Origin of the sequence: Thauera butanivorans NBRC 103042 (genome assembly GCF_001591165.1) — a bacterium.
In the GTDB taxonomy this organism is placed as follows: Bacteria; Pseudomonadota; Gammaproteobacteria; order Burkholderiales; family Rhodocyclaceae; genus Thauera; species Thauera butanivorans.
On sequence record NZ_BCUG01000001.1, the window covers coordinates 1 to 18964 of the forward strand.

Annotated in this window: 19 protein-coding genes; 18 read left to right on the top strand and 1 reads right to left on the bottom strand. The window is 63.9% G+C overall.

Features of this window, described 5'->3' with window-relative positions; genetic code table 11:
• The 18 genes from TBU01S_RS00005 to TBU01S_RS00090 form a co-directional block, all read left to right on the top strand.
• Positions 1 to 584, top strand: a 584-nt coding sequence (locus TBU01S_RS00005) for a hypothetical protein (RefSeq protein ID WP_217999533.1), incomplete at its 5' end; no start/stop codon positions are given.
• An 11-nt stretch (positions 585 to 595) separates the two neighbouring features.
• A complete protein-coding gene (locus TBU01S_RS22805) occupies positions 596 to 1066 on the top strand; it encodes an NUDIX hydrolase (RefSeq protein WP_083953382.1) in 471 nt (156 codons plus the stop codon).
• A gap of 453 nt (positions 1067 to 1519) precedes the next feature.
• Entirely contained in the window at positions 1520 to 2431 is a 912-nt protein-coding gene (locus TBU01S_RS00010; protein WP_068634593.1) for a hypothetical protein, read from the top strand.
• 293 nt (positions 2432 to 2724) lie between these two features.
• A complete protein-coding gene (locus TBU01S_RS00015; protein ID WP_068634594.1) occupies positions 2725 to 2958 on the top strand; it encodes an addiction module protein in 234 nt (77 codons plus the stop codon).
• The gene (locus TBU01S_RS00020; RefSeq protein ID WP_068634595.1) at positions 2955 to 3257 is read left to right on the top strand and encodes a type II toxin-antitoxin system RelE/ParE family toxin; all 303 of its coding nucleotides are present in this window, start codon (positions 2955 to 2957) and stop codon (positions 3255 to 3257) included. The genes TBU01S_RS00015 and TBU01S_RS00020 overlap by 4 nt, the downstream gene beginning before the upstream one ends.
• 84 nt (positions 3258 to 3341) lie before the next feature.
• Entirely contained in the window at positions 3342 to 4049 is a 708-nt protein-coding gene (locus TBU01S_RS00025; RefSeq protein WP_068634596.1) for an HAD family hydrolase, read from the top strand.
• A gap of 36 nt (positions 4050 to 4085) precedes the next feature.
• Positions 4086 to 4478, top strand: coding sequence for a VOC family protein (locus tag TBU01S_RS00030; RefSeq protein WP_068634597.1), 393 nt, complete (start codon positions 4086 to 4088; stop codon positions 4476 to 4478).
• 209 nt (positions 4479 to 4687) lie between these two features.
• Positions 4688 to 5868 (top strand): IS3 family transposase gene (locus TBU01S_RS00040; protein WP_088178811.1). Its coding sequence is split into 2 segments (ribosomal slippage): positions 4688 to 4940 and positions 4940 to 5868, totalling 1182 coding nucleotides; the frame shifts between segments, so codons are not numbered across the junction.
• A 176-nt stretch (positions 5869 to 6044) separates the two neighbouring features.
• Positions 6045 to 6611, top strand: coding sequence for a DUF2478 domain-containing protein (locus TBU01S_RS00045; RefSeq protein ID WP_068634600.1), 567 nt, complete (start codon positions 6045 to 6047; stop codon positions 6609 to 6611).
• On the top strand, positions 6608 to 7714 hold the full coding sequence (locus TBU01S_RS00050; protein ID WP_083953384.1) for a FecCD family ABC transporter permease: 1107 nt from the start codon (positions 6608 to 6610) through the stop codon (positions 7712 to 7714). Before TBU01S_RS00045 ends, TBU01S_RS00050 begins: the two co-directional genes overlap by 4 nt.
• Positions 7711 to 8496 (top strand): ABC transporter ATP-binding protein, encoded by a 786-nt coding sequence (locus tag TBU01S_RS00055; protein WP_068634601.1) that lies wholly within the window; start codon positions 7711 to 7713, stop codon positions 8494 to 8496. Before TBU01S_RS00050 ends, TBU01S_RS00055 begins: the two co-directional genes overlap by 4 nt.
• A gap of 52 nt (positions 8497 to 8548) precedes the next feature.
• Entirely contained in the window at positions 8549 to 10702 is a 2154-nt protein-coding gene (locus TBU01S_RS00060) for a TonB-dependent receptor (RefSeq protein WP_169802942.1), read from the top strand.
• Between the two features lie 60 nt (positions 10703 to 10762).
• The gene (locus TBU01S_RS00065; RefSeq protein WP_068634603.1) at positions 10763 to 11836 is read left to right on the top strand and encodes an ABC transporter substrate-binding protein; all 1074 of its coding nucleotides are present in this window, start codon (positions 10763 to 10765) and stop codon (positions 11834 to 11836) included.
• A 174-nt stretch (positions 11837 to 12010) separates the two neighbouring features.
• Positions 12011 to 14326: a TonB-dependent receptor gene (locus tag TBU01S_RS00070; RefSeq protein WP_083953385.1), complete on the top strand. Its 2316-nt coding sequence runs from the start codon at positions 12011 to 12013 to the stop codon at positions 14324 to 14326.
• Position 14327: 1 nt separating this feature from the next.
• Positions 14328 to 15350, top strand: a complete 1023-nt coding sequence (locus tag TBU01S_RS00075) for an ABC transporter substrate-binding protein (RefSeq protein WP_068634605.1) — start codon at positions 14328 to 14330, stop codon at positions 15348 to 15350.
• Between the two features lie 62 nt (positions 15351 to 15412).
• Positions 15413 to 16489: a methyltransferase gene (locus TBU01S_RS00080; RefSeq protein WP_068634606.1), complete on the top strand. Its 1077-nt coding sequence runs from the start codon at positions 15413 to 15415 to the stop codon at positions 16487 to 16489.
• A 1-nt stretch (position 16490) separates the two neighbouring features.
• On the top strand, positions 16491 to 17507 hold the full coding sequence (locus tag TBU01S_RS00085; RefSeq protein ID WP_068634607.1) for a hypothetical protein: 1017 nt from the start codon (positions 16491 to 16493) through the stop codon (positions 17505 to 17507).
• Positions 17508 to 17518: 11 nt separating this feature from the next.
• Positions 17519 to 18406: a DUF364 domain-containing protein gene (locus TBU01S_RS00090; protein ID WP_068634608.1), complete on the top strand. Its 888-nt coding sequence runs from the start codon at positions 17519 to 17521 to the stop codon at positions 18404 to 18406.
• A gap of 84 nt (positions 18407 to 18490) precedes the next feature.
• On the opposite strand, the gene ahbB is transcribed toward TBU01S_RS00090, so the two are convergent.
• Positions 18491 to 18955 carry a siroheme decarboxylase subunit beta gene (gene ahbB / locus TBU01S_RS00095; RefSeq protein WP_245650798.1) on the bottom strand — a complete coding sequence of 155 codons (465 nt, stop codon included), beginning with the start codon at positions 18953 to 18955 and terminating at the stop codon, positions 18491 to 18493.
• Positions 18956 to 18964 lie beyond the last annotated feature (9 nt).

Here is an 18964-nt window from a genome sequence, read left to right on the forward strand (position 1 = left end):
TCGGTCAAATGGGACGCGCCGCAAGCGGCGCGCCCCTTACCTTGAACGTTGGGCTGTGCACCGGAAACATGGCTAAGCAACCTGTCGTCAAAATGCTGGAACGGAGCTGGCACAAGAGTTCTGGCTATCGTGGTCAATTTAATCGACTTGAGCGCTGGTATGCACGAGCGCAACTGGCAAAAGATGTGCTGGACATTGAGGACTACCTGTACGCGTTCTTTCAGAACTGCTACTACCTACACGAGTGGCTGCCTGAGGAAGATTTCCCTGCAAAGCATGTGAAGCTATTTTTGAAGGAAAACGTTGAAATGAAGGTATGTCGAGATCTTGCCAATCTTACGAAGCATCGAGAACTACGTGATCCTCCTTCCACCAATGCAGAACCGAGCATCGCGCGAACCTATGTGCCGGATGGGCGTGGATGGTTCGGGCGTGATGCGGCCCTTGTGGTACTGACCGATGTCAGCGATCGCCCGTTCGACTTGCTGGAACTGGCCGGTCGGTGCCTTACCCTCTGGCGCGAGTTCTTGGACAAGCCCAACACTGCATTCCAGCCGACGCCTGACGGCGCGGCTGAATTTTGACGTTAGAGCGCATGATTAGCTTCGACATAGACGGCCACAGATTCCACCTTCGGGCTGCAGCGGTGATCGCAGAGGAAGGGTATGTGCTGCTCCACCGGCTAGAGAATGATCCGATTTGGGCTCTACCTGGTGGTCGAGTCGAACCAGGAGAACCTGGGGCGGCTGCGGTCGTGCGGGAGATGCTGGAAGAGACCAACGAGCATCTCGAATGCGGAGAACTTCTCTTTGCCGTCGAGAACTTCTTCGAGCAAGGCGGCACGCCGCAACACGAAGTCGGCCTGTATTTTCGTGCGACTCTCCGACCTGAATCGCGGCTTCGAGACAAGACCGTCTCACACAAAGGAACGGAAGGAGACAAGGCTCTTGAGTTCCGCTGGTTTCAATTCGCTGAGCTGGAGAGCGTCAATCTTCACCCTGCCTTCCTGCGCACCGCGCTCGCTGCACGGTCTACTACGGTTCGTCATGTTGTCCAAGGCAGGTAGAAATGCGCTCTAACCCTTCCCCAAGGGACTTCCCGTCAACTGTTTTCTGCAGACAGCAGCCGTTGATCATGCACCCATCTTCTTCTCCTGCTGATCACGCCTGGGCGTAACCGCTTCTGGACTGTCGGCATCGCGATGGACAAGGACAGAACAGACTGCCTTTCCCCAATCGATCTTGTTCGGCATGCGCGTGCCGGAGCCATGCGACTCACCGCTCCGGCTGGTCTCGATCATTCGTCGGCACGACCGGGGCGCGGGGATCAGCCGCGGCACCCTCCGTGGCCGGCCATCAGGCTCTCGGCCGGCCGGGTGAGCGCTCCGGGCGCGCTGCGAGCCTTGCGCAATGCTCTCCAGCTACGGATGATCCAGGACTCCATGAGCATGAACGACCTCGAATCCAAGCCCTGATTCGTTCCAGAAGATTTTCCATCAATTTTTTGCAGGACCCCTTCCATGCGCCGTTTCCCCTTTCGTCCGCTGCTTCCGCTGATTCTCGCCATCGCCGCCACCACAGCACATGCTGCCGAGGACTGCGGCTTCCTTCCGACTTCCGAGGTCGATGAGGCTTTCGCCGAGTTCGCGCCCTGGCACACGATGGTCGGTGGCGCGGTCGGCCACTGCACCTTCCTGTCCGACAAGCGCTCGCCGCCGAATTCGGTCAGCTTCATGCAGCAGTTCAAATCGTCCAGGGCCGATGCCAATGATGTGTATGAAGGCATGCGGCAGGGACTGACCGGCGAATACGCAATGAAGGACGTCAAAGCCTTGGGCGATCGTGCGTTCCGCTACGAACCGAAGGACGGCAGCGCGCAAGGCCCGCGCACCACCTCGATCACCGCACAGAAGGACCGCCTGGTCATCACTGTCATGCTGAACCTGCAACGTGCGGTGACGGAAGCCGACGTGCAGGCCGCCTCGAGACTCGGCCAATTCGCACTGCGCGGCCCAAACGACGCGGACATGCAGCGCAAGGCGGCCACCTGCCCCTGGTTCGACGAAGGTGGCCTGAAGAAGCTGTTCGGCGGCAGGCCATACGAGGTGCAGGTGCATGGCGAGAACAGTTGCATGGCGCTGGACAAGCAATCGCGTGTATTGCTGCTTTCTGCGATGGAGGCGCGCGGCGGCCTCTCACCCGATGCGCTGCGCGCCGGAGATTGCCAGACCCGCGACGTGCCGGAACTGGACAAGAACGCGAAACTGTCGTTTGCCTGCAAGAGCGGCAATCCGCGCGCCGAAACCAGCTTCGTCGAGAACGGCCTTGTCATCCAGCTCACCTGGGCCGCCGGCGTCGAGCCTGGCGAAGCGGAAAAGACTGCACTGATCGAATTGGCAAAGTCTGCACGCGAGTTGCAGGCCGCGAGGTGAAATCTCGCCGGTGATCGGCCGTCCATTGTTTGCGGCCAATGAAAATCACACCAACCGGTTCAATCAAGCGTTACATCGTGAAAGAAGTCAGCGATCAGCCAATCTAGTAACCCAACAATCGGCTCCAGGGGACACCACCACACCGGACTGCAGCGACATAGACTCGCTCTATCCACTGCGCATGAGCCGGGCGTAGAGTCCCCACTGTCACCTATCATTAAGCGTCACAAACCGTGTCCAAGCACACCACCGTTGTATAAACTATTCCGTTGATACCGTAGCCGGAGATCGCTATGTCTAGCCTGGTCAAAGAGTTGTCCGCCCGTGCCAAGACCCTGCCTGCCGAGGATCGCGCACGCCTCGCAGAAGAACTGCTGGACTCGCTGGAAGGCGAGCCCGATGTCGAAGCTGAGGCAGCCTGGGAGCGCGAGATCGAGCACCGGGTCGCCGAGATCGAGTCCGGAGCAGTCACACTCATCGCGTCCGAGGATGTTCACGCCGAGGCACGTCGCCTGATCCGCCGGTGAGAGCCGTCCGGTATCACCCGGAAGCTCGCGACGAGTTTCTGCGCCAGATCGGCTACTACTGTGGCGTCAGCACTCAGCTCGCAGAACGCTACGACAAGGCGGTTCATAAAGCCGAAACGCAGGCCGCCGAGTCCCCGGAACTGTGGCCACGGTACAAGTTCAAGACGCGCCGCGTCATCGACCGGACGTTCAAGTTCTCTTTGGTGTATTTGCACAACGAGAACGAGATTTACGTCGTAGCCGTCGCGCCAACGAGGCGCAAGCCAAGCTATTGGAAGACAAGGCTCAGCGACGCATAGCCTATCGTTCAACCAGAGCCGGGCGCGTCTGATTTCAACCGCTGGATTCTTCGGCAGCCGCTGAGCTGAGACCTCGAGCCGCATATGCGATTTCGCGCTGTCATCTTCGATCTCGACGACACCATTCACGACAAGTCCGCCACGCTACGGACAGTGGCCGCTCGCCTGTTCATCGATCATGGCCTTTCCAACGCGGGCGTCGATGAGAATTCATGGAATCGCGAATTCGGGTACCTGAACAATCTGCGGATCGAGAAGAAAGAGGTCTTCGCCAAACTCAAAGATCGCTTTGCCCTGACAGAGTCGGCTGCCCAATCGCTGCTAGCTGACTTTGACGCCAACCTGGGCAGCCAAGCTCAAGCCTATCCGGGTGTAGTCGAGTGCCTTGCCGCATGCAAGGCGGCCGGCTTGAAGCTGGCGCTCGTCACTAATGGGCGTGACGAGTTCCAGAAAAGCAAGGTTGCAGGGATGGGAGTCACACGCTACTTCGACGCGATCTTCACGTCTGGCAGCTTCGGTGCCAAAAAGCCGCACCCTTCCATCTTCGAAGCATGTCTGCAGTCGCTTGGTGTAGAGGCCTCGGAGACTGCCGTCGTAGGGGACGACCTGAAGTGCGATATCGAGCCGGCGGTTTCACTCGGCATGACACCTGTCTGGAAATCTTCGGAACCATCAAGTCAAGCGGCACTGAGCACAGAAGATTTCGGGGTAATTCAAGCCTTTCTCACGAATACGGCCGAACCTTCATTCGAGAAGGACGCTTCGCGGCGCAAGCGCCGCTCGCACCCCTGAATTTCAGGTTAGGACACAAATCACAAGGAGACGGTAGTGCCAACTCCCTTTGTTGCGGGCGCAGTTGTCTATGCCAAGGACGTGCCCAGGATCAGCACCTTTTACTCAGAGCTTGCCGGCCTTTCCATCGCACATTCGGAACCAGGCTACGTCGTGCTTGAATCGGCGGGCTTTCAGCTCGTGATCGTAGCCATTCCCGCGCATATCGCAGCTTCGCTTGAAGTCACCGTTCCTCCGCAACGCCGCGAAAACACCGCCATCAAGCTGGTGCTTGCCGTCCCAAGCATCGCAAGGGCACGGTTGGTGGCGCCGTCGCTCGGTGGTGGGCTGAATCCAGCGGAGCGAGAGTGGCAATTTCAAGGCTCATGTGTCTGCGACGGCCATGACCCCGAAGGCAATGTCGTACAGTTTCGCCAGAATGCGCTCTAATCCGCTGCTCAAGATGGCGCTTTACCGCTTTCAGAAAATGCCCTGTAGTCCAAGGATGAAGCGCTCGCCCGAGTCCGAGTCCGAGCCCGACTGACGTGACCTACTGGATTCACGCCGGGGACGAGGCCGAACTGGGTGATGAGCTGCCCCACGAATTTCGTCTTCCAACGTAGTCGTCGTAGGATCGACACAACGAGAGGAAGAACGACGTGAAGCGCATCCCGAAACAGGAATACACGGCTGAGTTCAAGGAGCAGGCCGTCAAGCGAGCTGACGAGGTCGGCGGCATCGGCCGTGTTGCCGAGGAACTGGGGTTGGTTGAGCAGACGCTGCGCAACTGGGTCAAGGCGGCGAAGGCGGGCAAGCTGAATCCGGCCGGCGCCAAGCAGATCACTGCCGAACAGATGGAGCTGTCCCGGTTGCGGGCTCAGGTCGCGCGGCTCGAGATGGAACTGGAGATCACAAAAAAAGCGGCGGCATATTTCGCGAAGGATCTGCTGTGAAATATGCCTGGATCGAGACGCAGCGCAGATCCTTTCCGTTGCCTGTCCTGTGCGAGGCCTTATCGGTGAGCCAGAGCGGCTTTCGGGCTTGGCGGGGAGGTGGAACGCCGGACCGCAAGCGACTGACCGATGCGCAGGCCCTGGTGCTGATTCGTACGGTTCATCAGGAGGTCCGGCAGGCCTACGGGGCACGACGCATCCACGCCGAGTTGCGTGGGCGTGGCTACCGGCTCGGCTTGCCGCGCATCGAGCGGCTGATGCGCGAGAATGGCATCCGGGCACGGCACAGGCGGCGCTACAAGGCGACGACCGACTCCAGGCATCACCTGCCGGTGGCGGAGAATGTGCTCGAGCGCCAGTTCGCGCCTCAGGCGCCCAATCGGGTATGGACGGGCGACATCACCTACATCGCCACCGCCGAGGGCTGGCTGTACCTGGCGGTGGTGATCGACCTGTTCAACCGCGAAGTGATCGGCTGGTCGATCAAACCACGGATGACGACCGACTTGGTGATCGATGCGCTGTCGATGGCATGGTTTCGCCGGCGCCCAGGACCGGGCGTGCTGTTCCACTCCGACAGGGGAAGTCAATACGCCAGCCAGGCTTACCAGGCCCGCCTGGCCGCTTACGCCATGCGCGGTTCGATGTCGCGCAAGGGTAACTGCTGGGACAACGCACCGACCGAGAGCTTCTTCAACAGCCTCAAGAATGAGCGGGTGCATGGTGTGAGCTATGCGACCCGAAACGAGGCCACGAGCGACCTGTTCCAATACATTGCCGTGTTCTACAACCGGAGCCGCCGCCACTCCAGCTTGGGATATCTGTCGCCGACCACGTTCTTGCAGAACTGGATCGAGAGACAGGATCAGCAAGAAATGGCAGCATGAGGACGGTCAGTTGGAAGGCGGAAAACGTAGGGCACCTCAGATTTGTCCAACTCCTTAATCTGAATCAAATTCCATTCGTCGTATACAACTGTATATTTCGATACATTCAGTCATCCACGGACTCGTTCGGGCATCTGCACGAACGAGTCCGCCCCGCTTTTTTCGGCCGGGCCGCCATGAACGAAGAGATCGAATCCAGCGTTTCCACCCCGCGGCGCACGGCAAGCCCTCTTGCCGCCGCGGCCATCGTCCACGCCCATCACGATGAGACCGACCGGCTGCTGGCCGATTTCGCCTCGTCCCTGCGCGAGCGCGGCTGGAAAGTGTGCGGCGTCGTCCAGCAGCAGTGCGGCGGCGGAGGCAAGGAAAACATCCAGCTCATCGACCTCGACAGTGGCGCATCCTTTCCGCTGTTCCAGCGTCTGGGCAGCGGCTCGACCTCGTGCAGCCTGGACGCTGGCGGCGTCGCGGCCGCCAGCGTCGCGCTGCGCCGCGCCCTGCAGGATGGCGCCGACCTCGCCATCGCCAACCGCTTCGGCGCCCTGGAAGCCAGCGGCAGCGGCTTTGCCGCCGAGATGCTCGCGCTGATGAGCGAGAACCGGCCGCTGCTGACCGTCGTCAACGATGACTACCTGCTCGACTGGCGCTGGTTCACCGGCGGCAGCGCGACCGAACTGCCCCCGAGCCTGCCTGCGCTCGAAGCCTGGTTTGCCGGCATTGCCGACGACTTGCGCCGGCAATGACACCGCCCCAGCCGGGCAGTCCGCCCACCGCATCGCAGCAGCGGCACCTGAGCGAAGCCGGCCTGCCGGCCTCCGCCATCGCCACCACGCTGCCGCGCATCCACCTGCGCTGGATCGTCGCCCCGCTGCTGGCGCTGGCAGCGACGCTGGTCGCGCTGTCGATCGGCCGCTATCCGGTGCCGGCCTGGGAAACGCTCCATTTCCTGCTGGCCGCCGCGGGCCTCGCGCCGATGGAGCCGGAACGCTACGCGCTGCTGCACAACCTGATCGTCGAGATCCGCCTGCCGCGCGTGCTGGCGGCGATCCTCGTCGGCGCCGCGCTGTCGGTCTCGGGCGCGGCCTACCAGGCCCTGTTCCGCAACCCGCTGGTGTCGCCAGGGCTGCTGGGCGTGCTGGCAGGCGCCTCTGCGGGGGCTGCGCTCGGCATCCTGCTGGACGGCAACTGGCTGCTGGTGCAGACGAGCGCATTCGCCATGGGGCTCGCCGCGGTCGGCATCGGCGTGGGCATCGCCCACTTGTTCGGCGGCGGCTCGATCATCATGCTGATCCTCGGCGGCATCCTCAGCGGCGCGCTGTTCGCATCGCTGCTGACGATGGTGAAATACGTCGCCGACCCCTACAGCCAGCTGCCGGCCATCGTCTATTGGCTGATGGGGAGCCTGGGCCAGGCCACCACCGGCAACATCGCCTGGGCCGCCGCGCCGATGCTGGCCGGCATCGTCCTGCTGTGCCTGATGGGCCGCGCGCTGGATGCGCTGTCGATGGGCGACGACGAGGCGCGGGCGCTCGGCGTGCCGGTGACGGCGGTGCGCCTGGTGACGATCGCGGCGGCCACGCTGATCTCGGCGATGACGGTGTCCATCGCCGGCATGATCGGCTGGATCGGCCTCATCGTGCCGCACATCGCCCGCCTGCTGGTGGGGCCGGGCAATGCGCTGCTGCTGCCGGCCTCGGCAAGCCTGGGGGCCGCCTTCCTGCTCTTCTCGGACGGCCTGGCCCGCAACCTGTTCACCACCGAGCTGCCGATCGGCATCGTCACCGAACTGCTCGGCATCCCGGTGTTCCTGATCGTGCTGCGCCGCGTGCGGCGAGGGTGGACATGATCCTCGCCGCGCGGGACATCCGCTTCGCCTACCGTGGCCGGCCCGTGCTGGCCGGCGCCAGCCTCGCCCTCGCCCCCGGCGAACTGGTCTGCCTGCTGGGCTGCAACGGCGCGGGCAAGAGCACGCTGCTCAGGATCATGCTGGGGCTGCAGCGCCCCGCACAGGGGGCGGTGACGCTCGACGGCCAGCCGCTTGCGGCACTGAACCGCCGCCAGTTGGCGCAGTTCATCGCCTACGTGCCCCAGGTGCATGTCGCCCCCTTCCCCTACACCGTGCAGCAGGTCGCGCTGATGGGCCGGCTGCCGGCCACCGGCATCCTCAAGGCGCCCGGTGCGGACGACCTCGCCTGCGTGCGCCGCCTGCTCGAACACATGGGCATCGCCCACCTGGCCGGACGCGCCTACACCGAGGTGTCCGGCGGCGAACGGCAACTGACCCTGATCGTGCGCGCGCTGGCGCAGGAAGCCCGCCTGCTGGTGATGGACGAGCCGCTCGCCGGGCTCGACTACGGCAACCAGCTGCGGCTCCTCGACCGCCTGGAAGGGCTCGCCGCGGAAGGCTACGGCGTGCTGATGACCACCCACGACCCGAACCAGCCGCTCAGCGGCTGCCAGCGCGTGGCGCTGCTGAGCGAAGGCCGCATCGCCGCCGACGGCCCTGCCGGCGAGGTGCTGACGCCCGACGCCATCCATCGCCTGTACGGCGTCCGCGTGGCGCTGATGCGCGGCGCCGACGGCCGCGGCATCGCCTTCCGGCCCGTTGCCAGGGAGTGCCGGCCATGAAGCGGCGCCCCGCATCCGGTTTTCCTGCACGAAATGACCAAGGGAGAAGATGATGTCCTGTCGCATACCGGCGGTTTCAGTCCTGCTGTTGCTGCCCACGATGACGCTGGCCCAGTCCGGCAGCACTCCGGTCCTGCCACCGGTGGTGGTGGATTCGGGCGTATTCACCGAACACGAGCGCGAGCGGGCCACCAGCGCCTTCCTGATCGGCAAGGAGACGATCGAGCATTCCTCCGCCGAGAACCTGAGCGAACTGCTGATCGAACAGGGCATCACCGTCGAGGCCACACCGACCGACCATGGCGAGAACACCACCTTGCTGCGCGGCTTCCAGACCGAGCACCTGATGACCGAGGCCAACGGCAAGCTCCTGATCCTCATCGACGGCCGGCGCTCCGGCGTCGCCAATACCCGCCAGATCGCCCTGCACAACGTGGAGCGGGTGGAAATCCTGCGCGGCCCCGAGATGTTCAAGTATTCCATGGGCTCGCCCGGCGGCATCATCAACGTCGTCACCCGGCGCGGCGGCCCCGACCGCATCAGCGGCTCCGCGCGGCTGGGCTACGGCAGCCACGACACCTCGCGCGCCGGCGTCGACATCGATGGCCAGTCCGGCGGCTTCGACTACGCTTTCGGCTACGAACACGGCACCGTGCGCAGGGACTACCGCGACGGCGACGGCAAGCGGGTGCACAACACCCGCACCGACGGCACCGAGCGCGCGAGCTTCAACCTCGGCTACAGCTTCAACGAACGCCACCGCATCGGCATCGACGGCTACCACTACGCCGTCGACAAGGCCCACCGGCCGTCCTATGTCGACGAGGAAGGCGAAATCCGCGACAACAGCTACACCGACCGCGAAACCCAGCTCCTGCACCTGAACTACGAAGGCGCCAGCGAAAACGGCCGGCTGTCGTGGCGCGGCAACATCGGCTGGGGCAAGGATCTGTACGAAACCTACGAGGCCAGCTCGCGCTACCCCAAGGGGCAGGAAGCACGCTCGAAGCGTGCCCAGGGCAGCATGACCTACACCTCCGAGCGCTTCGACCTCACCGGCGGCCTCGACTACATCAAGTACGAGCTCGACAACTCTTCCACCGCCCGCGGCGCCTTCCTGCAGCCGGGCGGGCGCGATCCCCAATGGGCGGGCCTGGGCTTTCCGATGCACTCGACCAGTTCCACCACGCTGTGGGGCGCCTTCCTGGTGGGCACGCTCAAGCTCGACGACGGACGCCTGAACCTGTCCGGCGGCCTGCGCTACGAGCACGCGCGGGCCAAGGACCTGTCGGTGGGCGACGAGCACTACGACCGCGTTCCCTATTTCACCAGCCGGGGCATCACCGACCGCAGCCAGTTGCCCACCAGCCGCAGCTTCGACCATGTGTCGCCGACTTTCGGTATCAGCTACCTGCCGGCCGACTGGCTCAAGCTGCGGGCCAACTACACCCAGGGCTGGCGCGCGCCGTCCGGGCGTCAGCTCTTCGCCAGCAGCTTCTATGAAGACTACGGCGCACCCGGCGACCCGCGGCTGAAGCCCGAATTCACCGACGCCTTCGAAGTCGGCTTCGACATCGCGCGCGAGCGCTGGCGGCTGTCTGCCACCTACTTCTATTACGAGGTCAAGGACAACATCTACATCTATCCCGGCGTCCGCGAAGACGGTTCAGGCGCGCAGGGCCGCGTGATGATGAACGTGGACCGGCGCATCCAGGAAGGCATCGAGCTGCAGGCCAGCACGAACCTGCGCGACATTCCGGGGCTGGGCGGGCTGGAGCTGCGCCCGTACATCAACGCCATCCACATGACGCGTAAGAAGGAAGTCATCGACGAGGGCGGCCCCGGGCTGCAGGGCAAGTGGTGGCCGATCACACGGATGCCGGACACCGCCGTCGGCTACGGCTTCGGCTTCGGCCATGCGGCGGCGAAGCTCTCCGGCAACCTCAACTTCAACTACTACGGCAAGCAGTACGGCGGCCGCGCCAACGTCGGCGACGGCCCGCTGGTCGGCTTCGGCAAGTTCACCGTGGCCAACCTGAGCGTGCGCAAGCGCCTGTGGGAAAGCGGGCCGTCCAACAGCGTCGATCTGAAGATGGACATCAACAACCTGTTCGACAAGACCTACTCCTATCTCGGCCGTGTCCCGGAGGATGCCTATGCCTACCCGGGGCGCAACATCCACGCCACGCTGATCTACAACTTCTGAGCGAGGCATGGCGGCGGCACACCGCACTCGCGGGGCCGCCGCCACGGACGGGAGCCAAGCATGAGGATCGGACGGAAGGCAGCGCTATGCAGCCTGGCACTGGCGGCCTGCCTGTGGGGCGCCGGCCCCGGCGCGGCGTCGGCGAGCGAGCCCGCGGGCTGCAGTGCCGGCGCCGGACAGACACGGCAGATCGTCGACATGGCGGGGCGGACCGTGGTCCTGCCGCCGACGATAGAACGCATCGCCACCATCGGCTCGGTGCCCGTGATCAACGGCTATCTGTTCGCTCTCGGCGCCGGAGACCGGATCGTGAACGGCCTGCCGCCGCGCTTCACACAGACCGCGCGCTGGCGGCTGCAGGGCGAGATCGCGCCCGGGCTCGCCGAGCGCCCCGTGCTGCAGGGCCAGGCGGGCAACGGAGTCAATCTCGAAACCCTGCTCGGCCTCGCCCCGGACCTCGTCATCACGATGGACACGCCCAGCGCGCGGGCGCTGGAGACAGCGCGGATTCCGGTGATCGTCATCGAATGGCGGCACGCCCAGGACATCGAGGCGAGCATGGCGCTGCTGGGCTGCGCGCTCGACCGCGTGCAGCGGAGCGAAGACTACCTGCGCTATTTCGAGGCCACGCTGCAGCGCGTCCGCGAAACGCTGGCGGACCTCGCGCCGGCCGACCGACCCAAGGTGCTGTACTTCAACCCGGGCACCATGGCCACGCCGCTGGTGATCGCCAACTGGTGGATCGAGGCGGCTGGCGGGCGCAGCGTCACCGCCGCGCTCGCCGGCGAGGGCAGCGCGCACTACACCCATGAACAGCTCCTGCTGTGGAACCCCGACGTGCTCATCGTCAATTCCCCCGAGCAGGTGGCCGCCATCCACCGCGACGAGCGCTTCGCCCGGCTTGCCGCGGTCAGGCACGGCAGGGTCCATGCCACCCCGATCGGCGCCCACGCGTGGGGACAGCGGACCATCGAGCAACCGCTCACCGTGCTGTGGGCCGCCAAGCTGCTCCATCCCGACAGGTTCGCCGGAGTCGACATGGAAGGCGAAATGGGGAGTTTCTACCGGCGTTTCTTCAAATACGGCCTGACTGGAGAGGAAGCCCGGTCGATTCTGGCCGGCAGCGCCCGATGATTCGGCACGCAAAAAAGCCGCCACGGGCAGTCGCAATGTGCAGGCAACGTTCCATGCGCGCGTTGCGGCCGTACGAAAGCAGCGAGCGGTTCGATACCCCTGCTCCCCGCCATTACGCGGAACAGGGTCTGTCCTCCGTCTCCATCCCCGTACATCCCAGTGAAGGAGCTTTTGATGAACGCCCAAGCAGCAATCGGACACACGGCATCGTCGCCAACCCGAGCGGCTCGACAACGACACCAAGGTCACCGACCACCCGCCAAGACCTTCCCGAGACTCTCGGTGCTGGTGGCCTGCCTGCTACCTGTCTTCGCCCAAGCAGAAGAAGCAGATCAAACCCTGGAGGCGGTCACGGTCAGGGCGGAAGCGCTCCAGGAGAGATCCAGCGTCGGCTCACGTGAGGTGGTGACACGCGAAAAAATCCAGACCTTCAACAACTTCGGCATGACCAACGCCTACCAGGCGATTTCCCTGGAGCCAGGGGTGGACGTCCGTCACAACGATCCGACGGGGACGACCGCCAACTACAAGATTCGCGGCAGATCGAGCCGGGGCCACGCCTTGATTCTGGAAGGACTGCCGTTCAAGGGCATCGGCATCGGTCAGCCGATCCAGGATCTGGTCGATATGGAGAACATTGAGACGATCACGGTCGAGAAGGGCGCCGTTCCGGCAAACGGGAGCTTCGGCTTCGGCAACCTGATCGACATGAAATTCATGCGCCCGACCGAAAAATCCTCGGCTACCGCCAAACAGGTGGTCGGCTCGCACGACTTCAGCAAGACTTTCGTCCGGCTCGATACCGGAGCACTCGGCGGCGGCATCCGGGCCTTCTTTTCGGCATCCCTGGCCGATACTGACAAGTTCAAGGGTTTCGGCAAGGGCCTCGACCGGGAGAATTTCTCTTTCGGCATCACCGGCGGCTCGCCGCAAGGCGTGGAGTGGGAAATTTTCGGCGTCTACAACGACGAGGAGCGAGACGCCTACAAAGGACTCAGCTACGCACAGAGCACCCATCTCGGCAGCAACTGGAAGCAGGATTTCAACCGCAGCCGGACTGGTGTCGCGGCACAGGACATCAATTATTACGCCTACAACCGGGAGGATTATCGAACCACTACGATCCTCGGAAAACTGAAGATTCCCTTCGGTCAGGACGCCACCCTGACTTTCAGGCCCTACTTCACGAACGACAAGGGCAATGCCTGGGCAGGAAGCAGCCAGACGCTGGTCGACCTCGTACCAAGGCAGAACGTGATCGTCGAATCGCTGCTCGACCGCGATACCTTCGGCGCCGTACTGGAATACGAGAAAAAATGGCAGGACGCCCGCCTCAACGTCGGTTACTGGCATGGAGAGCATGAACCGCCTGGGCCACCCACCGCCCGAAAAGCCCGCGACACCAATCTGAACTTCGTCGGCTGGGCAAATCTCTACGGGGTCGGGAAGCGGTACAACTACCGTGCGCCCTACGTAGCGTTCTCGAAAACCCTCGACAGGACGGTCATAGACACCGGCCTGAAACATATGAGCATCGCCTCGGCCAAGTTCGTCAGCTACGATACCATGGGCATCAGCGACGTCAGTTACGAGCAGGCCAGGAAACAGGCCAGCGGCGTGTTGTTCACCTTGCCGTCCAACACCCACGAGATATGGCTGCCGAGCATCGGCGCCACGCACCACGTAAACGAGACTTCCTCGATCAAGGCCAGCTACGGAAGAAATTTCGACTGGCCGGAGTTCGGCTGGGCCAGCAGCGCCATGAACTATTTCAGGACTTTCACGGTAGCCAGCGGCTTGGCACCCGCCGTAGCCGAGCAAAGGCTCCAGAACCTGTGGGCGAAGCGCATCCGCCCCATGGAGTCCGACGATTTCGATCTCGACTACCACTATTCGTCTGACCGGCTTGCGCTCACCTCCTCGCTCTACTACAAGCGGCTAAAATACGTCGGCACCAGCATCTACGATCCGACGGTACAACTGTCCTACACCCAGAACTCGGGTGAGGCGCGTTCTTATGGCCTGGAGTTCGGTTCGAGTTACCAGGCCTCCAACAAGCTGAATCTCAACCTGGCGCTCAGCTACAGCGACACGTCCTTCACGTCCGACGTCCAGACCGGCGTCAACACGGTGGTTGCCGCCAAGGGCAAACAACTCCCTGACCGGCCCAAGTTCTACGGCAGCGTTTCTGCCGTCTACGATCTGAACGGCTATCGCATCGCGCCCGTCGTGCGCTATCTCGGCAAGCGCTACGCGGATGTGTTGAATCAGTACAGCGTCGATGCCACCTGGCTTGCGGATCTGTCCGTCACGAAGGGTGTCGTCATGGGCCCGCACAAGCTGCAGTTTTCGCTGAGCGCGATGAATCTCTTTGACAAGAAATACATCTCGACGATCTCCACTTCCGATGTCAATACGAATCAGGGCGCACCGACCTATCTGGTCGGCGCGACGCGAAGCGTATTCGCATCGGCTCAGTACCAGTACTGAGATGGGCCGCACTGCATTTGCCATCGGGTTTGCGCTGACACTGGCACTGGCCTTCGGGCCGCTCGATGCCAGCCAGTGTCAGCGCAGCGTGCCGGACGCAACAGGCCGGTCTGTCTGCATTCCGGCGAGAATCGAGCGCATCGTCATCACCTGTTACGGCGGTGCGGTGCAGGAAATCGCCCTGTTCAAGGGCGGCGGCAAGATCGTCGCCCAGCCCGGCGTGGAAAGGTTCCCGCAATTCGTACGGATGTTTCCGGGGCTCGGTGCCTTGCCGGACGTGGGCAGCTTCGACAATGTCAATCTCGAATCCCTGCTGGCGGCACAGCCGGACATGGTATTCGCCAGCTTCTTCTCCTCTGCGACCAACGACAAGATCAGGGCACTCGGCATCCCTGTGTTCGCCCTCGGAACGGGAAGGCAGGATATCCGAACGATTCTGGAGGAGTTCGAGCACGTCGGCACGCTGTTGGGCGAGGAAAGCAAGGCCCACGACCTTGTCTCGCACTGGCGCGAACGCCTGGCCATGATCCAGGAAAAAATCGCCGGCACCGCAACACCAAAGCAGGTTCTCTACCTCGGCAGTTCGGGCGGAACGGACAATCGCCTGGGATGGGGAGATGCTTTCATCTCGGCCGCCGGTGGCATCAATGTCGCCCACGATCTCGATGCCAAGGGCCCCATATCGGCGGAGCAGATCCACATCTGGAATCCGGACGTCATCGTTTCATCCGGCAATGAAGGCAGCCGCACATCGGCAGCATCGATCAGGACAAAAGCTGCCTACCGCCAGCTCAGGGCCGTCGTCAGCGGACAGATCCATGCCGTGCCCATCGGCGGCTTCTGGTGGGACAGGCCGTCGCCAGAAGCCATTCTCGGCATTCTCTGGTTGAGCAAGCTTCTTTATCCTGAGCAGTTGAAGGATGTGAACCTGGAACAGGAGACCAAGCTGTTTTTCGAAAGATTTTACGGCTATGCGCTCCCAGACGACGAATACCAGCTTTTTTTCCAGCGTGCAGTGCGGTGAATGCGCGCGGGACAGCCATTCCGTCGCCAGGGGATTCATCTACACATGACTGAAATACGAAAATGACGAACATTCCGCAATCGCTCATGAACCTGCGCTGCCCGGAAGGAATCGGCACGATCGACGACATTCTGGAAAGCCATCAACGCTATCAGGTCTTGCTCGCCGCGCTGGACCTGGGTCTGTTCGAGTTCCTGAACAGGAAGGGTCCAGGCAACCGGAACGAGATTGCCGAAGGAATCGGCATCAACGGAGTGTTCTCCCATGATTTTCTCAATGTCCTGGTCGAGGCCGGTCTGATCACCCTGGACGGCGAGCTGTATTGCAACGCCAGGGCTGCGACGGATTTTCTCTTGCGCGGAAATCCGTTCTATCAAGGTGACGTAGTCCGCAACGTCATCAGGCATTCATCCTGGAGCAACTTGAGCGCAGCGCTGACCCGCAATGAGCCTGCGCAGGGCAAGGGAAGCAGCTCCACCGGCCCCAACACCACCTTCATTTCCGCGCTCGGCCAGCGGGCCTTGCGTGGGGAACTGCAAGCCGTGACCCGAGCCATCTCGGGCTGGCGGGGGTTCAGGGATGCCCGACGCATCCTCGACGTGGGCGGCGGGCACGGCCTCTACACCATCGCCTTATGCCAGGCCAATCCGCTCCTGAAAGGCATCGTGCTCGATCAGGCAAGTGTTGTCGATAGCGCGACGCACTACATCGCCGAGCATGGGCTCACGGATCGGATCACCGCCGTCACAGGAGACATTTGCAGTGACTCAATCGGTTCCGGCTACGACATCGTGCTCATTTCCCACCTGCTGTACAAATTCCGCAAGAATCTCGCCCCCATCTTCGAAACAGTGCGAGCCAGTCTGAACCCTCGCGGTCTTTTCGTGAGCAATCACTGGTTCTGTGCTCCAGGATGTGCAACCGGAGAAAGCGCCGTGCAGGGATTGTCGAAAGCACTCCAGAGTTTCAGCCATCCACTGTGTCGGGAAGAGGAATTCGACAGGCTGTTCGACGAAAAAGGATTCAGTCTCGTGACGACGACATCGGCCATGACGGCATTTGGACCGACGCGCCTGCAACTGGCGGAAAGGCGTGGAAATGCTCAATCAATTACCCCGTTTTCAAACGCAGGAGAATGAGATGGATACCATCATCGACAAGATCGACCCCGCCAATCCGGCGCCCCCGCCCGCGGCCGCCGCGCTGCGCGGCATCGCCGACGGCTTCAAGACTTTCCAGATCCTGCGCGCGGGCTTCGCCAGCGGCCTGTTCGACTGGCTCGGCGACAACGGGCCAGCGGAAAAATCCGCGATCGCCGCCGCCACCGGGCTGCGCGGCGCCCACCTGGGCGGCTTTCTGCAGGCGCTGGAAGACCTCGGCCTGCTGGCCCGCCGCGAGCACCGCTACACGCTGGCGCCAGGCATGGAGGCCGTGCTGTGCGCCAGCAGCCCGTGGTGCCAGGCGCAGGCGATCGACGACCTGCTCGCCCCCGCCAATGGCTGGTCCGACCTCACCCGCTTCCTGTCCGACGCCTGGCTGCCGGAGGCGGCATCGCTGCTGCCGCCGGCACAGCACCCCCTCCTCGGCGACGCCTGCCGCCTCGCCCGCCACCTGGCGGCACGCCGCGGCACGACGCCACCGGGCCGCCTGCTGTGCATCGATGGCAGCGACGGCCTTCTCGCCGCGGCCCTGGCCGGACACTTCCCGGACGCCGACATCACCGTTGCCGTCACCCCCTCCACACTTGCGCGCACGCGCCAGACCCTCGGCGCCTGCCCGTCCGGCGGCCGCTGCCGCATCGTCACCGGCTCGCCGTTCGAACTGCCGACGGACGTGTTCGATCAGGTCGTCGTGTTCCACGCCCTCTATCCGGTACGGCGCGCGATGTCCGACGCGCTGGCGGCACTGGCCGCCAGCCTGGCCCCCGGCGGCGAACTGGTGCTCGCCCACTGGTTCTGCCTCGAAGCCTGCGAGACCGCGCCCGGCGGCCTGCGCGAACTTGACAAGGCGGTACTGACCGACAGCCACCCGCTGTGCCACGTCGAAGGCTTTTGCGCGCGCCTCGAAAGCGCCGGCCTGAGCGGCGCCGAGCGCGCCGACCTGGAGAGCGACTACGGCGTCACCAAGCTACATTTCGCCCAATGCCCGGAACGCTGAGGAGAAAGCACATGAACGGCACATCCACCGTCGGCACGCTGAAGCCGGTACCCGGCGCCAGGCGGCCCGACACCCTGCTCGCCGAACTGCACGCCACCGTGCTCGAACGGCTCGGCGACGAGGCCGGCCGGCTGGCCATCGAGCGCGCTGTGCTCGGCATCTTCTTCACCGGCGTGAAGCTCTCCAACGGCGCCGGCGGCCTGTGCGCGACGCCGATCAAGGGCGTGCCCGAAGCGGTATGCTGCCCCAGCTCCGCCAAGGCCATGCCGACGCCGGGCAAGCTCGCCGGCCGCCTGGCGGTCCAGGTGCTCGAAGACCTGTACCGGCCGCAGGACCTGCGCCGTACACTGGCCATCGCCACGCTCAACGCCCTGGCCGAGACGCTGTGGCTGCGCGACGGCGGGCCGGCCTGCGCCGAACTGCGCGAGGGCGACGCCTTCGACGCGCTGAGCATCCTGCCCGGCCAGCGCGTGGCCCTGGTCGGCGCCTTCCCGCCCTACATGCGCGAACTGCGCCGCCGCGGCCAGCCCTTCCACGTGCTGGAACTGGCGCCGGAAACGCTCAAACCCGAAGAACTGCCGTTCTACGCCCCGGCCGACCGCGCGCCGGAAATCGTGCCACAGGCCGACGTCTTCATCACCACCGGCACGACACTGACCAACGACACCCTCGACAGCCTGCTGCGGCTGCTGCGGCCGGGAGCGGAAGCGGCGGTGATCGGGCCCACCGCCACGCTGATCGCCGGACCCTTCGCCCGCCGCGGCGTCACCGTGCTCGGCGGCACGCGGGTGCTCGAAACGGACGAACTGCTCGAACGCCTTGCCGAAGGCGGATCGGGCTACCACCTGTTCGGCAAGACGGTTGAGCGCGTCACGCTGCGCTTGTCGGCCACATCATGAAAGGAACGGCCGGATAGCGCCGGAGCGGAACGCAGCGGCGGGCAGCCATGCGCCACGGCGCATCGAGCTGCCTCCCGCCTTCGCTCAACCGCCGATCCTGAGCCCGGTCTTCTTGAGAATCCCTGCCGAGAACAGCACGTCGCGCCCCCGGCAGGCACCGCGGAACTCGCGTTCGAGCAAGGCGGCGATTTCGGCCACGCGCGCCAGCGCGGCGTCGCGCGAAGCGGCGTGCACCATCGCGAACAGGTTGTAGGGCCAGTCCGGCAGGTGGCGCGGGCGGCGGTAGCAGTGGGTGACGAATTCCAGCGCGCCGATGCGCTCGCCGACGGCGTCGATCAGCGCGTCGTCGATGTCCCACACACTCATGCCGTTGGCGGTATAGCCGATGGCGTAATGGTTGGGCACCGCGCCGATGCGGCGGATGCGGCCGCTTTCCAGCATGCGCGCCAAGCGCGCGCGCAGCGTTTCCTCGTCGCAGCCGAGCTGCTCGGCCAGCGCCGCATAGGGACGCGCCACCAGCGGCAGGCCGTCCTGGGTGGCGAGGACGATTGCGGCGGT